We start from the raw sequence: 16,132 nt of genomic DNA, 5'->3' as shown, positions 1-16,132 counted from the left end.
TTTGCGCAGCGGCAGCATCCAGTGTCTTTCCGTTCCCGCTGACTGCCAGGCGTGCAGCAGACCCAGCGCATAAAAACCTTTATCAAAGAGGGTCAGAGAGTGGTCGGGGGTTTGTGGGATAAGCTGAGCGGCAAGATCGGCTTCGCCGACAGCTGAGACGCTGTCGAACGCTACTGCTGACAACAGATGGCTGGTGACTTCCATCTGACAGACCATACGCACCTGCGGCCACTCAGAGCACTTATTAATATTGGCCGTTCGCCCGAAGGCGGCATCATTTTCTGGTGTATCAGGCGTGCGCCATACGGTGCCATCCACCGCCATCAGCGTCAGTCCGTTCCAGTGAGACAGCGGGGTCTTTTCAAACCACAGGCGCTGTGTTTTCTCAAACATCAGCCGGATAACATCTTCTCCAAATCGCTGCCGGGCCTGCACAACTGCGCTGGGCGCAACAAAGGGCCTTTTCCCCGGCAGAAGGATATCCAGGTGTGAGACGAGCTGGGTCATCGAATGGGAGCGAAAAAGTGCCATGCCGGTTACAGCCCAGACCATCATTTCCATCGATAAACGGCGCTTTCGTAACGTCACTGTCCCGGTATCAGCGAGACACTCGTCAATGAGTTCAGGAGAAAGGAGATCGGAAAGCCCCGAGAATTCCTGAGGCGTAAACTTATGAACGATATCGAGAGCCTGACTGAGAAGCATAAAAAAATCCGTAATCCCTGAGAGATTACGGATTCTTGCAGAACTGCCGGATCGTTCAACCGATCATTTTTGTCTTAACTGATTGGCATTAAGCTTAACGCTCCCTTTTTTCATTTGTTCATTTGTTCATTTGTTCATTTGTTCATTTGTTCATTCAGATATTATGCATGTGCAATTGGCGTGGCATGCTGGTCAGCTTTACGCAGCAGCATCACCAGATAGACCAGCGCCACAGCGGCTATCATCACAAACAGCAAACGGTCAGAGTAATTTTGCATCAGCATCGATGTCATACCCGGCCCGACCAGGCTGCCGATGGTGTAGCTAAACAACAGCGCCTGATTCATGGCAACCAGTTCATGATGCGCAACGGTTTCACATGCCCATGACATCGCCACTGGATAGAGCGTGAAGCCAGCCAGTCCCAAAACAAACAGTGCAGGCGCCATAGCAGTATCGCCCAACATGGCGATAGCACCCAGAATCACCACAAACACCTGAACGCGCAACACCATCAGGCGCCCAAAACGGTCGGCAAGACGACCCACCGGCCACTGACCGACAATGCCCGAACTCACCAGCAGCGCCATCCAGTATCCGACGTTGGCATCACTCATTCCCCGATGCGACAGATACAACGGCATCAGACCATACAGTGAGCCCAGTACGATACCGGAAATAATGCAGCCGTTGATGCCCAGACGTGAACTGCGACGGCGCAACATGGTCCAGATACGACCGGTAGAAGCCTCTTCAGTCGCTGAGCTGGCATTAACACGCAGAAAGACCACTGGCAGCACGGCGCAGACGATCAGCGCGGTGACCCATGGAATGACATGCAGAAGTTCAGTCGAAACGCGGCTCACCAGCAACTGGCCTGCCACCGTGCCCAGATAATAGATAATCATATAGGCAGCCAACAGTTGACCGCGATTACGCACTGTACCGCTGCACAGCAACGCACTCTCCACCACCACCCAGATCAGCGCACAACCGACACCCGCAACAAAACGCAGCGCAGTCCAGCTGTAGAAGCCTTCTAACAACACCATTCCCATAGTTGCGACGGCAAACAGGGCGCTGGCCAGATAGAAACAGCGATTAAAGCCATAGCGGTTGATTAACCAGCCTGCGAGCAATGTCCCCAGCAGATTCCCGGTGTAATAGGCTGAGCTGGCCATACCCACCTGCCATGTCGGCAGTTGATCGTGAGTAAGCCAAAGCGGTACCAGCGTATTAAGCACAGCAATAGACACCGTCATGAGCATTAAGCCGCAAAGCAGCAACACGACGGGGCGTGACCAGGTAGACATAGGGATTAAAAACCAAAGAAATGGAGATAATTGCGCGCAGTTTGCCATTCGCTATTTTAAAGTCAACGGGCAAAAAAACACCACAGCACAATTTGCTGCTGAACAATTTATTATTTTTATCTTCAGCAGCTTAGAGGAGATATATCATTATAAAAACTCAATGCTATCTGCATGAATTTATGGATTTTAGTGTTTTAAGCGACTCTACTGACGATAACGTTTATTTCTGATTAATTCTTACTAAAAAATAATCGCTCGCTCCTGAAAATAAAAACCCGGCATTGCCGGGTTTGACTATCAGAAAGCTGGGGTTAACCAATGATTTCCAATCCGCCCATATAAGGGCGTAGCACTTCTGGTACTTCGATACGGCCGTCAGCCTGCTGGTAGTTTTCCAGCACCGCCACCAATGTACGTCCAACTGCCAGGCCTGAACCGTTCAGTGTGTGCACCAGGCGAGGCTTCTTGTCGGTTTTACTGCGGCAGCGAGCCTGCATGCGACGCGCCTGGAAATCCCACATGTTGGAACAAGAAGAGATCTCACGATAGGTATCCTGCGCCGGCAGCCACACTTCAAGATCGTAGGTTTTGGCCGAACCAAAGCCCATATCACCAGTACACAGCAGCACCTTACGGTACGGCAGGTTCAGCAACTGCAGGACTTTCTCAGCGTGACCAACCAACTCTTCCAGTGCGTCCATTGAAGTCTCAGGCGCAACAATGTGCACCATCTCAACTTTGTCGAACTGGTGCATACGAATCAGACCACGCGTGTCGCGTCCGTAAGAACCTGCTTCAGAGCGGAAGCACGGCGTGTGCGCGGTGAGTTTTATCGGCAGATTTTCTTCTTCCACGATCTCATCACGCACCAGGTTGGTCAGCGGCACTTCCGCCGTCGGGATCAGTGCGTAGTTGCTGCTGCCCGCTTCTTCACCCAAAGGCTTGGTGTGGAACAGGTCTTCACCAAACTTAGGTAATTGACCCGTACCAAACAGCGTCTCATGGTTAACCAGATACGGCACGTAAGTTTCCAGATACCCGTGCTGCTGAGTATGCAGATCAATCATGAACTGGCTGAGTGCACGATGCAGACGAGCGATCTGACCCTGCATCACGATGAAACGTGAACCGGTCAGTTTCACTGCAGCGGCAAAATCCAGCCCTTTAACCGCTTCACCCAGCTCAACATGGTCTTTTACCGGAAAATCGAACTGACGGGGCTGACCCCAGCGGCTGACTTCCTGATTCTCAGTATCATCTTTACCCAGCGGCACTTCATCGACCGGCAGGTTAGGCAGCGAGAGGGCAAAATCGCGGATGGTATTTTGCAGTGTATCCAGCTCAACCTTCGCCGCATCCAGGCGTTCGCCCAGCACGTTCACTTCCTGACGCAGTGGCTCGATGTCTTCCCCACGCGCTTTGGCCTGACCGATGGATTTGGATCGGGAGTTACGCTCTGCCTGCAGATTTTCAGTTTCTACCTGCAGTACTTTACGACGCTCTTCGAGCGAGCGCAGCGTTTCCACATCCAGTTTGAATCCTCGGCGTGCCAGTTTTTCAGCGACTGCGTCTGGCTCATTACGCAGCAGATTGGGATCGAGCATGCTTATCCTGTGTAATTAAGGTTGGTTGAACGAATGAAGGGATGCATCCCACTGGAATGCATTGAAATACTTGCTCACCTTACCGTAAGGCGTTTATCAGCGGTAGCGTTTTATCGGGCTATTTTGATCCTGTTCAGCCAACCAGGCGAGTTTTTCGCCGATTTTCCCTTCAAGCCCCCGATTGGTGGGTTGATAGTAGCGCGTTTGCGCCATTTCAGGTGGGAAGAACACCTCTCCGGCAGCGTAAGCATTGGGTTCGTCATGTGCATAACGATATTCTTTGCCCAGCCCCATCTCTTTCATTAATTTGGTGGGCGCATTGCGCAGGTGCTCTGGCACATCATAATCCGGGAATTCTCGTGCGTCGCGCATGGCCGCCTTGAACGCCGTATAAACCGCATTACTTTTGGGCGCGCAGGCCAGATAGACGATCGCCTGTGCGATGGCGCGCTCACCTTCTGCAGGCCCGACGCGAGTGAAACAATCCCACGCTGAGATAGCGACCTGCATGCCGCGCGGATCGGCGTTGCCCACATCTTCAGAAGCGATCGCCAGTAAACGGCGTGCAACATATAACGGGTCGCCGCCGGCCGTAATAATGCGGGCATACCAATACAGGGCGGCATCCGGTGCTGAACCGCGCACGGATTTATGCAGCGCCGAAATCAGATCATAAAAACGGTCGCCTTTGTTATCAAAGCGCGCCGCTCTTTCGCCGGATACTTCATTTAACAGCTGAGGCGTCAGTTCACGCTGACCTTGCGCGTTGCTCTCTGCCATATCCGCCATCATTTCCAGCGTATTCAGTGCACGACGCGCATCGCCGTTAACCAACTCAGCAATCATGCGCCGGGTGTTTTCTGGGAGCAGAATGTCGCTATTTCCATACCCTCGCGCACTGTCCTCCATCGCCTGGGTGAGCACCTGTTCAATATCTTCCGTGGTGAGCGATTTCAGCAGATAGACACGAGCACGCGATAGCAGTGCCGAGTTGAGTTCAAACGATGGATTCTCGGTGGTCGCACCGATAAAGGTAATGGTGCCATCTTCAATATGGGGCAGGAATGCATCCTGCTGGCTTTTATTAAAACGATGCACCTCATCCACAAACAGGATGGTACGGCGGCCCAGTTGACGATTCTGCCGCGCGCGCTCGATGGCTTCACGGATCTCTTTCACGCCAGATGTCACGGCAGAAATTCGCTCAACATCCGCCTTGCCATAGTGCGCAATAATCTCTGCCAGCGTTGTTTTCCCTGTTCCTGGCGGCCCCCACAAAATCATTGAGTGCAAATGCCCGGCTTCAATCGCGCGCGGCAGCGGTTTACCCGCCGCCAGCAGATGCTGTTGCCCGATATACTGCTGCAATGTGGCTGGCCGCATACGCGCGGCCAGCGGCTGGAACTCATTTGAAGAGGCGAAATCCAGGGACAGGTTACTCACCGCGACCTCACTGACGTTGATCGTCCACCGTTACCCCTTTTGGCGGTGTAAAGGTGAACTTATCTGGGCTAATCGCACCGTTTTTCTGGCTCTTCAGCTGATAATCACTGTGTTGACCATCTTGCTCAATCGCACTGAATTTGTTGATGGTTCCGGATGCAGAGACGTTGATGGTGAATTGCTTCAGGTTGCCATCGCTGCTTTTTGGCGTCAGTTCGAAATTATCACCCTGCTGCTTGATGTTGTACTGCTGCCAGTCGCTTGGCTGATTTCGGGCAATCAGCATGAATGGCGTATTGCTGGTGGCGTTCTGCAGCAGGCTAACGCTGGCTTGCTCGACAAACGGATTATAGAACCACAGGTTTTTACCGTCGGAGATAATCACGCTTTCGTCTGGCGCGGTCATATGCCAGTTGAATAAGCTTGGGCGTTTAACCCACAGCTCACCTTCACCATCCTGTACATTTGCACCGCTGCCATCTGTCACTTTCTGGCTAAAGCTGGCATGGAAGCTGTTCACTTTGTTCAGACGCTGCTGCAAATCGCTCGACGCATCCGCCAATACCGACGAAGAAACAAAACCGGCCAGCAGGCCGCAGGCAATAACGCGTAATTTCATCTGATTCGATTCCTTATTCATGGTTTCCCGACACTTACTGCATTAAACGTAGTTGCCGCTCTGTCTGTTCGACAGAAGAAAAAGCCGAAAGCTCCCAACGATATGGGGATCGTTCTGCAGATAAACAACGGGCCAGTGTTAACTGGCCCAGAAGTAAGTCATGGCGTGCGCTAGATTACATCTCATGCGGCGGCGGTGATAGCACCTCGCGGTTACCATTATGGCCCGGTTCAGAGACAATACCCTGCGCCTCCATCTGTTCAATGATGCGGGCTGCACGGTTGTAACCAATACGGAACTGACGCTGAACACCGGAGATAGAGGCGCGACGTTTCTCGACCACAAATGAGACCGCCTGATCGAACAGCGGATCAAGCTCTTCATCACCATCAAGACCGCCCGCTGTGCTCTCGCTCTCTTCACCCGCGGTAATGCTGTCGATGTATTGCGGACGTCCACGAGCTTTCCAGTCCTGCACCACCGCATGCACTTCCTGATCGCGCACGAAGGCGCCGTGGACACGCACCGGCATTGAGGAGTTAGGCGGCATGTACAGCATGTCACCCATCCCCAGCAGTGATTCCGCGCCGCCTTGATCAAGAATGGTACGTGAGTCAATTTTACTGGACACCGTAAAGGCGATACGCGTTGGGATGTTGGCTTTGATCAAGCCGGTAATCACATCCACCGACGGACGCTGGGTTGCCAGCACCAGGTGAATACCCGCCGCACGCGCTTTCTGTGCCAGACGAGCAATCAACTCTTCAACTTTCTTACCCACCGCCATCATCAGATCGGCGAATTCATCGACCAGCACCACGATATACGGCAGTTTTTCCAGCACTGGCGGCGTAGTGTCCATGCTGTCACCCGGCTTCCAGAACGGATCTGGAATTGGACGCCCCATGGCAGCAGCCTGCTCAATTTTCTCGTTGTAACCGGCAAGATTACGCACGCCCAGCGCAGACATCAGTTTATAGCGGCGTTCCATCTCACCCACACTCCAGCGCAGCGCGTTCGCTGCATCTTTCATGTCGGTGACCACCTCAGTCAGCAAATGCGGAATGCCTTCGTAGACGGAGAGCTCCAGCATTTTCGGGTCGATCATGATAAAGCGCACTTCTTCTGGTGTGGCTTTATACAGCATGCTGATGATCATGGTGTTCACACCAACCGACTTACCGGAACCGGTCGTACCGGCAACCAGCAGGTGCGGCATCTTCGCCAGATCGGCCACCACCGGCTGGCCCGAAATGTCTTTACCCAGCACCACTGACAACGGTGACGGGTTATCACGGAACTTGTCGCAATCCAGCACTTCGCGCAGATACACGGTTTGGCGATGTTTGTTCGGTAATTCCAGGCCGACGTAAGGTTTGCCTGGAATCACTTCCACCACACGCACCGCGACGGCAGAGAGCGAACGGGCCAAATCGCGCGACAGGTTAGAGATACGTGCGGCTTTCACGCCAGGAGCGAGATCCAGCTCAAAGCGGGTGATAACCGGGCCAGGCGAGATGCCCACCACCTCAGCTTTCACACGATAATCGGCCAGACGCGCTTCAACCAGACGTGCAGTCTGCTCAAGCGCGAACATATCCACCGGTTCCTCTTCCGAAGGTGGAGAGGTCAGCAAATCAAGCGTCGGCAGCGGCGTAGAAGGCTTTTCCAGCGGACGTTCATGCCGAACCAGGAACGGATGGAACAGGCTATCTTGCGCAGGTGCGACCGGTTGAGGCGCTTCTGCTGGCGCAGCATAGCTTTCGGTCTCGGGTGATGACCATGGGCTATTGTGCTCACTCAGCGATGGCATGGCTTCCGGCTGCGGTGCTGCAGGTTGTTGCCACTGCGCAGGCGCTTCAGGTTGCGGTGCGACAGGCTGCTGCCATTGCGCAGGCGCTTCCGGTTGCGGTGCGGCAGGCTGCTGCCATTGCGCAGGCGCTTCCGGCTCAGGCGTGGCAGCGATGGTAAACAATGGCTCGCTTGGGCCGTCATCAACCAAATCTTTCATCGGCGAAAAATCAAAAGCTGATGAAGTATCAAGGTTAAATACTGGGCCTTCATTGGTATCAGATTGCTGATAGCGTTGTTGCTGCTGAGCGGCAAACTGATTAGCCAACTGCGCCTGATGTAAAGCCTCTTCATCTTCTTCGACTTGATGCTGTCCGGTCTCTGCATAGCGCTGCTGTTGCTGAGACGCAAACGCTTCACGCAGTTGGGCTTCCTGCAACGCGGCATCCTCTTCATGATCCTGTAACGGTTCATGATAGGTCGCGGTCATTTCAGGCAGTTGCTGTTCGGCTTCTTCGCGCGCTTTGTCTTCAGCCATACGCTGTGACGGCAACTTAATGCCGTAAGAAGCCAGTTCACGACGTGTTGGCAGTTTAACTTTGTTCGGACGCGGCAATTCAGGGCCAATACCCTGCTTCACCTGCGGGTTGTAATCGCGCTCCGGCACCACATCGAAAGCGGGTGTATACGCAGAAGCCGTTTTCGCTGCAGCTGCCCCCACTGCTGCGGCTGCCGCAGTGTTCAGAGAAGCAGATGATTGAGCGGCATCCTGCCAGTTCCCCATGCGTGGCCCTTCATCGTCATCAACGGGTGAAAACGCTGAAGGTGCAGGTTCGCCCGGAACTTCAAAGCGATACAGCGGCGGTGCGGGTTGAATAACCGGTTCAGGCGCAGGCGGTACCGCAACAGGTGCTTCTGCCGCTCGCACTTCCGGGGCATGAACAACAGGTGCCGCTTCGGCTGGTGCATTGAACACGGGGGAAGGCACAACTGGCGCCTGGTGTGCTGCTTCGGCGGTCACAGCAATGGCTGCAGCTGTCGCGGCACTGGCTTTGGCTAGCAGAGGATCATCCGGCAGCTGTTCGGCGATAGGCTCAGCCACCTTACGCGGCTTAGCCAGTAGAACGTCATCATCGTCGTCATGCGATTGCGCAGCACGCAGTTGAGGCGCAGCATGTTCGGCATGCTCTTCCTCTTCTTCGTACTCATCTTCTTCCTGCCAGGGTTCGTCATGACGAGAGCGGTTGCTGGCGAAGGTCAGCACGCCCATCACCACGCTCCCGATTTTTTCGGCGATCGTCAGCCACGACCAGCCTGTGTACAGGGTTATGCCTGCCGCCCAGACGCAGATCAGCGTTAAAGTACCGCCGGCAGAACTAAACCAGGGTGCCATCGCATTACTGACGAGGCTGCCAATCACACCGCCCGAAGCAAAGTACCAGATGTCATCGACGTTCAGCGCGGCTAAACCACAAGTGGTCACCACCAGCGCCAGCACGCCAATCAGGCGTAAGCCCACCGCAAAGTAATCGATGTAATCCTGGCGATCGCGCTGACGGAATGTAATCCAGCACAAACCAATGATGACCGGAGGTATGGCATACGCCATCACGCCGAAAATGAATAAGAGCGTATCCGCCAGCCATGCGCCGACACTACCACCCAAATTATGGATCGGTTCATGCCAGGCGGTCTGAGACCAGCTGGGATCGGAAGGGTTGAAGCTAACCAGCGACACCATCAAATAGATGGCGAACAGGGCCACAAGGATGAGCAACGCTTCCAGCAGCCTGCGTCCACTGCTCAGCGGTTGTAACGAAACGTCTTTATCTTCTGTATATTCCTGGCTCAAGAGAACTCTCCAGGTGCCTGTAAATTAAGAAGGCAACAGCGCCGGGCAAGCCCGACGCTGGTCCTGTATGAATTCACAGGAGTGTACCGAATTCCTGCAAGTTTTGCACCTGCCCTGCATTACCGGGTTTTGATCACCAGACGATTGCTCTGTTTGACCTCTTCCATCACCACGTAAGTACGGGTGTCGTTAACGCCCGGCAGGCGCAGCAAGGTTTCACCCAAAAGCTTACGGTAGGCGGACATGTCCGGTACACGGGTTTTCAACAGGTAGTCAAAGTCACCGGAAACGAGGTGACACTCTTGAGTTTCCTCAAGTTTTTGCACAGCGGCGTTAAATTGTTCAAACACATCTGGCGCACCACGATTCAGAGTAATCTCAACGAATACCAGCAGTGAAGCATCCAGATAATGTGGGTTCAGTTGTGCGGTGTAACCCAAAATGAAGCCCTGACGTTCCAGGCGACGCACACGCTCAAGACACGGCGTAGGTGATAAGCCAACACGTTTTGAAAGCTCAACATTAGAAATACGGCCGTCTTTTTGCAATTCATTCAGAATGTTTCTGTCGATACGGTCCAGATCTTTTCCGGGGCGTTTCTTATTGTCTACCATTATTATTGTCTCTCTTAATTCCTTCCCTTTACCTGCCACACCCTGAAAACGCTCATTGTTCAGGGCCTTACTGAAGTGAAGACGATAAGTCTGTGCAGTAACGCTTCCATCCGTATGACGCATGTTGTCTGTCCACATCATGCGTCATTACCAATGTCAGACTGAGTTTATCCGGCAAAAACGTGCAAAACAGAAATGAAATTCTGTTTTGAACCGCTAAATATTCTCCGCTTCTGGTAATGTTTTCGCAAAACAGCAGGCGATTGTCAAAGTAAAACATCCAAATTCAGTACAAGATGCCAGATAGAGTTCTGGGTTGCTGTTTTTAAATGAGAATTTTTATGCTGCTGCACCAGAATTTGCCGAGCATTGCCCCCTTTTGGCGCAATCGACGTGCAGAATTTGCACTCATCGACTACGCCGCTTGCAGCGATTGTTATCAAAATTGCTGAAACCTTTTTTTGCTGCGCTAATTTCCCTACAATCAAAAACTATGTTGTCGCAAAAAACTGAGGAACGCATGAGTACGGCCAAACACAGTAAGCTGCTCATTTTAGGCTCCGGCCCTGCCGGATATACTGCGGCAGTCTATGCCGCCCGCGCTAACCTGAATCCGGTTTTGATTACCGGGCTGGAAAAAGGCGGTCAGCTCACCACCACAACTGAAGTGGAGAATTGGCCAGGCGATCCGAACGATCTGACAGGCCCGGCGTTGATGGAACGTATGCAAGAGCATGCCGAGAAATTCAACACCGAAATTATTTTCGACCATATTCATACGGTAGATTTGCAGAATCGCCCGTTCCGTTTAACGGGGGACAGTGGCGAATACACCGCTGACGCGCTGATCATTGCTACTGGCGCCTCCGCACGTTATCTCGGCCTGCCCTCTGAAGAAGCGTTCAAAGGCAAAGGCGTTTCCGCCTGTGCGACCTGTGACGGTTTCTTTTATCGCAATCAAGAAGTCGCGGTGATTGGTGGCGGTAATACCGCGGTGGAAGAGGCCCTTTACCTGGCAAATATCGCGGCGAAAGTCCATTTGATTCACCGTCGTGATAGCTTCCGTGCGGAAAAAATCCTGATCGATCGTCTGATGGATAAAGTGCGCAACGGCAACATCGTACTGCACACCGATCGCACACTGGAAGAAGTGGTCGGCGATCAGATGGGTGTCACCGGTGTGAAACTGCTTTCCACCAAAGGTGAAGAGCCGGAAACGCTGGATGTTGCCGGGCTGTTTGTGGCGATTGGTCATAGCCCGAATACTGCCATTTTCGACGGCCAGCTGGCGCTGGAAAACGGCTATATCAAAGTGCAGTCCGGTCTGCAGGGCAATGCGACCCAGACCAGCATTCCTGGCGTGTTTGCGGCGGGTGACGTGATGGATCATATTTATCGCCAGGCGATCACCTCTGCCGGCACCGGCTGTATGGCGGCGCTGGATGCAGAACGCTATCTTGACGGGCTTGTTAAAACCGATCTGTAACTTGTTAATAAGCTGATCATAATTGCAAAGAGGCGACCTGTTTAGGTCGCCTTTTTTATTGCCTGCATGCTAAAGTTCATGCGCTTAATATTTCCGGATACTTTATCCGGTTTTGCCTCTCTCCATCAGTGATCAAACGGCTTCGCATGGAAAAATCACGGCAGCAACATCTTCTTCGCTGGCTACGTCAGCAACGTCTTCATGGCGCACGAAGTTTACGTGCCGCATCGCTATTCGGTTTTGCCGGTGCACTGGTGATTATTGCTCAAGCCTGGTTGCTGGCCTCGCTGCTGCAGAATCTTATTGTCGCCCAACAACCGCGCGGTGCCCTGCTGACTGATTTCATCCTGCTGCTGTTGTGCTTTGCTCTTCGCGCAGGTCTGCACTATGCACGAGAAATGGCAGGTTACCGTGCTGGCGTTGCCATCCGCCGCGCTCTGCGCAAGCAGGTACTGGATAAGCTGAATGATTTAGGTCCTGCCTGGGTTCAGGGCAAACCAGCGGGAAGCTGGGCAACGCTGCTGCTTGAGCAAATTGAAGAGATGCAAGAGTATTACGCGCGGTATCTGCCACAGATGTCACTGGCCGTTTTTATTCCCTTCGCCATCCTGATCGCTATCTTCCCGATTAACTGGGCGGCAGGATTGATCCTGCTCGCGACCGCACCGCTGATTCCGATTTTCATGGCGATGGTCGGCATGGGTGCCGCCGATGCAAACCGTCGCAACTTCCTCGCACTGGCACGTCTGAGCGGCGATTTTTATGACCGCCTGCGCGGGCGTGAAACCTTGCGCCTGTTCTACAGGGCTGCCGCTGAACAGCAGGCGATTGCTGAAAGCACCACGGATTTTCGTCAGCGCACCATGGAAGTGCTGCGCCTTGCTTTTCTCTCTTCCGCAGTGCTGGAATTCTTTGCCTCACTGGCTATTGCCGTGGTCGCGGTCTATTTCGGCTTCTCCTATCTTGGCGAACTCAATTTTGGTCATTACGGCACTGGCGTGACCTTGTTTGCTGGATTCCTGGCACTGATATTGGCGCCTGAGTTTTTCCAGCCGCTGCGCGATCTGGGTACTTTTTACCACGCTAAAGCGCAAGCTGTTGGGGGCGCCGATGCACTGGATCGTTTTCTTAACGAAAGTCCGGAAATCCCAGCTTCCGCCTCCAGCCTGTCAGTCGCTTTCGATACCCCTTTAAGCCTTGAAGCACAAGATTTGGTGGTGATGACAGCCAAAGGTGAAGCGTTATCACAGCCGCTGAATTTTACGCTTGAGGCGAATAAACGCGTGGCGCTGGTGGGTCAGAGTGGAGCGGGTAAATCAGCACTGATGAACGTGTTGCTCGGTTTTCTGCCCTATCAGGGATCGCTGCGGGTCAATGGGCAGGAACTGCGGGATATCAGCCGTGAGAACTGGCAGCAGCATCTGGCGTGGGTGGGTCAAAATCCCCATTTGCCCGCGACCACGTTGCGCGAAAACCTGTCTCTCAACAGCAGCATGGATGAAGCAACACTGCGCAGCATTTTGCAACAGGCGGGCGTGGATGAGTTTCTCGCCCGCTTACCGCAAGGCCTCGACACCCCCATTGGCGATGGAGGAATGGGCCTTTCTGTTGGCCAGGCACAACGCGTCGCCGTTGCGCGTGCACTGTTGAAACCGGCACAACTACTGCTGCTGGACGAGCCCGGTTCAGGTCTTGATAGCCAAAGTGAACAGCATGTGTTGCGCGCATTAAACCAGGCAGCCACACAGCAAACCACCCTCATGATCACCCACCAACTTCACGAACTTGCCAGTTGGGATGAAGTTTGGGTGATGCAATCCGGGCAACTGGTGCAGCAGGGGCAGTGGCAACAACTGATTGCTCAGGACGGGCCGTTGCGTGCCATGGTGCAGCATCGCCAGCAGGAGATTGTCTGATGAATCCACTATTGCCGTTTCTGCGCCTGTTTCGTCGTCATCCCTGGCGTTTAGGTCTGGGCATCGTGTTAGCCATTGCGACTTTGCTCGCCAGTATCGGCTTGCTCACCCTATCTGGCTGGTTCCTTGCCGCCTCATCGCTGGCTGGCGTGGCTGGCCTGTACAGTTTCAACTATATGTTGCCCGCAGCAGGAGTGCGTGGCGCGGCCATCACTCGCACTGCGTCGCGTTACTTCGAACGCTTAGTCAGTCACGATGCCACTTTCAGGGTGTTGCAGCATTTGCGTGTGTTCACCTTTAGCAAACTGATCGCACTGGCCCCCGAACAACTGGCCTGTTTCAGACAGGGCGAACTGCTTAACCGCTTTGTCAGTGATGTCGATACGTTAGACCATCTCTATCTGCGCGTCATTTCACCGCTGGTCGGCGCGGCGGTAGTGATAGTGGTAGTCACTTGCGGTCTGGCGATATTGGATGTGCCACTGGCGCTGCTGTTGGGCGGGATGATGTTGCTGACGCTTTTGCTCATGCCGCCGCTGTTCTGGCGATTAGGCACCTCAGCCGGGCATCGCATCGCCCAGCACCAAGCCAGCTGGCGTTTGCAACTGACGCAATGGGTAACCGGACTGGCTGAACTGCAAATTTATGGTGCTGCGGCCTTATGGCGTCAAAAACTGGATGCGGAGGAAATGCGCTGGCAGCAGGCACAGCAGCGTCAGCATCGTCTGCAAGCGCTGGCACAAAGCCTGTTATTGTTAATCAGCGGATCAACCGTCGTCTTGGTGCTGTGGATCTCCGCAGCGGGCGTGGGCGGCGATAGCGCACCTGGCGCATTCATCGCACTTTTCGTGTTCTGCGGCCTGGCGGCATTTGAAGCGCTGGCACCGGTAGCAGGCGCTTTTTTGCCGCTTTCGCAGGTCACTGGTGCGGCGCAACGCGTACAGGAAATCATTGAGCAAGCGCCTCTGATTCGTTTTCCATCCTCGACCGTGCCCTCTGATTCGGGCATCAGCCTGACGCTGGAAAAAATCACTTTCAGCTATCCGCAGCGACCGGAACCGGTACTCAGGCACTTCTCGCTGACACTGCGCACCGGTGAGCATCTGGCACTGCTCGGCCCCACCGGCTGCGGCAAATCCAGTTTGCTGGCACTGATCACGCGTGGCTGGCAGGCGCAGCAGGGTGACATTCGACTGAATAATATTCCCCTAGCTGAGTGGGACGAAAAAAGTCTGCGTCAACGTATCAGCGTGGTCACGCAGCGCGTGCATCTGTTTAGTCAGACGTTACGCGATAATTTACTGCTGGCACACCCTGCCGCCAGTGATGAACAACTGAATGCAGTACTGCATCAGGTTGGACTCACCCATTTGGCGGAACATGATGAAGGGCTCAACGCGTGGATGGGTGAAGGTGGCCGCCCGCTGTCGGGAGGCGAATTGCGTCGCCTGGCCATTGCGCGCGCCCTGCTGCACAACGGCGATCTGTGGTTGCTTGATGAGCCCACCGAAGGCCTGGACGCCACCACCGAACAGCAGATATTGACGCTGTTGCGCCAGGTCAGTCAGGGTAAGGCGGTAATCATGGTGACCCATCGCCTCAGTGGCCTGGCAACAATGGATCGTATTTGCGTGATGGACCAGGGACAGATTATTGAGTCGGGCACGCATGACGAATTAATCTCAAAAGCAGGACGCTATTGGCGTTTCCACCAGCGCTTTGCGCTATAGTCTTAGCGAGCAGCCCGAAGGGTAATTGACGCAATGAGACTGGTACAACTTTCACGGGATTCATTAAATTTTCCTCCGCCGGAGATGGCGCTGCGCGAGCCGAATGGATTATTGGCGATGGGCGGCGACCTCTCCCCTGCCCGACTGATGAACGCCTATCAGCGCGGCATTTTCCCCTGGTTTTCGCCCGGCGATCCGATTCTATGGTGGTCGCCCGATCCGCGTGCCGTGATGCTGCCTGAATCTTTTCATCTCAGCCGCAGCATGGCGCGTTTTCATCGCCGTTCACCTTTTCGCGTTACCATGAATCATGCTTTCCCGCAGGTACTGGAAGGCTGTGCCAGCGGCAGACAAGAAGGCACCTGGATTACCTTTGAGGTGAAACGCGCCTGGCTTCGTTTGTACGAGCTGGGTCACGCGCATTCGATTGAAGTCTGGAATGATAATCGGCTGGTAGGCGGCATGTATGGTCTGGCGCTTGGGCAGATTTTTTGTGGCGAGTCGATGTTTAGCCGCCAGGAAAATGCGTCAAAAACTGCGCTGTGGGTGTTCTCTCAGCATTTTCTCGCTCATCAGGGACGCTTGATTGATTGCCAGGTGCTTAACCCACATACGGCTTCGTTGGGCGCCGTTGAAATCCCGCGTGTCGATTATTTACAGTACGTGCAAACACTGGCGTGGCAGCCTGTTTTAAGCGGTTGCTGGCAAACACAAACCCTTTTTTGACCCTGCTCGCAGATGTTTTGCACACAATTCCCGACAAAAGTGATACAATAAGCGAGTTTGGTATGTCGTCCGCGCTTCGCTGTGGCGAGCCGGAATTGCCAGGTTGGGAATCTCATCCATTTCCCGAAGCTGTTACCGTTGTGCACTTGATGCCAATTGCGACAACTTCTTAGCCCGCTAATCCCCCGCAGACGTCAATAAAAACACCCGAATTTTTCCGTAATGCACGCGCAATGGCGCGACGCACGGCGAAGCGTTGGCAAAATCGCCAACGGTTCTTTACATAAATCATGGAATTCGGCATTATCTTGCCGGTTCAACAGTTTGGTAGTT

The 16,132-nt window shown here is 53.8% G+C and carries 12 protein-coding genes; 5 read left to right on the top strand and 7 right to left on the bottom strand.

Annotation, left to right across the window (positions count from 1 at the left end; all coding sequences use genetic code 11):
* Both WFP70_RS20495 and WFP70_RS20490 read right to left on the bottom strand, forming a co-directional pair.
* Positions 1 to 705 (bottom strand): IS4 family transposase (locus WFP70_RS20495; RefSeq protein ID WP_337024154.1); only part of this gene is annotated, 705 nt, incomplete at its 3' end.
* Positions 706 to 866: 161 nt separating this feature from the next.
* Positions 867 to 2,018 carry an MFS transporter gene (locus WFP70_RS20490; protein ID WP_034820605.1) on the bottom strand — a complete coding sequence of 384 codons (1,152 nt, stop codon included), beginning with the start codon at positions 2,016 to 2,018 and terminating at the stop codon, positions 867 to 869.
* Between WFP70_RS20490 and WFP70_RS20485 the strand changes: the two genes are divergently transcribed.
* Positions 1,966 to 2,193: a hypothetical protein gene (locus WFP70_RS20485; RefSeq protein WP_337024193.1), complete on the top strand. Its 228-nt coding sequence runs from the start codon at positions 1,966 to 1,968 to the stop codon at positions 2,191 to 2,193. The two genes, WFP70_RS20490 and WFP70_RS20485, sit on opposite strands and share 53 nt — an antisense overlap.
* Before the next feature lie 136 nt (positions 2,194 to 2,329).
* Here WFP70_RS20485 and serS read toward each other — a convergent pair whose 3' ends face one another.
* The 5 genes from serS to lrp form a co-directional block, all read right to left on the bottom strand.
* A complete protein-coding gene (gene serS, locus WFP70_RS20480; RefSeq protein WP_034820608.1) occupies positions 2,330 to 3,622 on the bottom strand; it encodes a serine--tRNA ligase in 1,293 nt (430 codons plus the stop codon).
* A gap of 96 nt (positions 3,623 to 3,718) precedes the next feature.
* A complete protein-coding gene (locus WFP70_RS20475; protein WP_034820611.1) occupies positions 3,719 to 5,065 on the bottom strand; it encodes a replication-associated recombination protein A in 1,347 nt (448 codons plus the stop codon).
* Between the two features lie 7 nt (positions 5,066 to 5,072).
* Positions 5,073 to 5,684 (bottom strand): outer membrane lipoprotein chaperone LolA, encoded by a 612-nt coding sequence (gene lolA / locus WFP70_RS20470; RefSeq protein ID WP_034820613.1) that lies wholly within the window; start codon positions 5,682 to 5,684, stop codon positions 5,073 to 5,075.
* A 175-nt stretch (positions 5,685 to 5,859) separates the two neighbouring features.
* Positions 5,860 to 9,327 carry a DNA translocase FtsK 4TM domain-containing protein gene (locus tag WFP70_RS20465; protein ID WP_337024155.1) on the bottom strand — a complete coding sequence of 1,156 codons (3,468 nt, stop codon included), beginning with the start codon at positions 9,325 to 9,327 and terminating at the stop codon, positions 5,860 to 5,862.
* A 119-nt stretch (positions 9,328 to 9,446) separates the two neighbouring features.
* Positions 9,447 to 9,941 (bottom strand): leucine-responsive transcriptional regulator Lrp, encoded by a 495-nt coding sequence (lrp, locus tag WFP70_RS20460; protein ID WP_006118610.1) that lies wholly within the window; start codon positions 9,939 to 9,941, stop codon positions 9,447 to 9,449.
* 520 nt (positions 9,942 to 10,461) lie between these two features.
* Here lrp and trxB point away from each other — a divergent pair.
* From trxB to aat, 4 genes are all read left to right on the top strand, one after another.
* Complete coding sequence (gene trxB / locus WFP70_RS20455) at positions 10,462 to 11,427, top strand: thioredoxin-disulfide reductase (RefSeq protein ID WP_045834092.1); 966 nt, start codon at positions 10,462 to 10,464, stop codon at positions 11,425 to 11,427.
* A 146-nt stretch (positions 11,428 to 11,573) separates the two neighbouring features.
* A complete protein-coding gene (gene cydD, locus WFP70_RS20450) occupies positions 11,574 to 13,343 on the top strand; it encodes a heme ABC transporter permease/ATP-binding protein CydD (protein ID WP_337024156.1) in 1,770 nt (589 codons plus the stop codon).
* Complete coding sequence (cydC, locus tag WFP70_RS20445) at positions 13,343 to 15,073, top strand: heme ABC transporter ATP-binding protein/permease CydC (protein ID WP_337024157.1); 1,731 nt, start codon at positions 13,343 to 13,345, stop codon at positions 15,071 to 15,073. Before cydD ends, cydC begins: the two co-directional genes overlap by 1 nt.
* A 33-nt stretch (positions 15,074 to 15,106) precedes the next feature.
* Positions 15,107 to 15,799, top strand: coding sequence for a leucyl/phenylalanyl-tRNA--protein transferase (gene aat / locus WFP70_RS20440; protein WP_097119335.1), 693 nt, complete (start codon positions 15,107 to 15,109; stop codon positions 15,797 to 15,799).
* Positions 15,800 to 16,132 lie beyond the last annotated feature (333 nt).

This window comes from Pantoea sp. USMM079 (genome assembly GCF_037153115.1).
Lineage (GTDB): Bacteria > Pseudomonadota > Gammaproteobacteria > Enterobacterales > Enterobacteriaceae > Pantoea > Pantoea communis.
The sequence above is the reverse complement of the archived record's forward strand: the minus strand, read 5'-3'. Positions and strand labels throughout refer to the sequence as shown.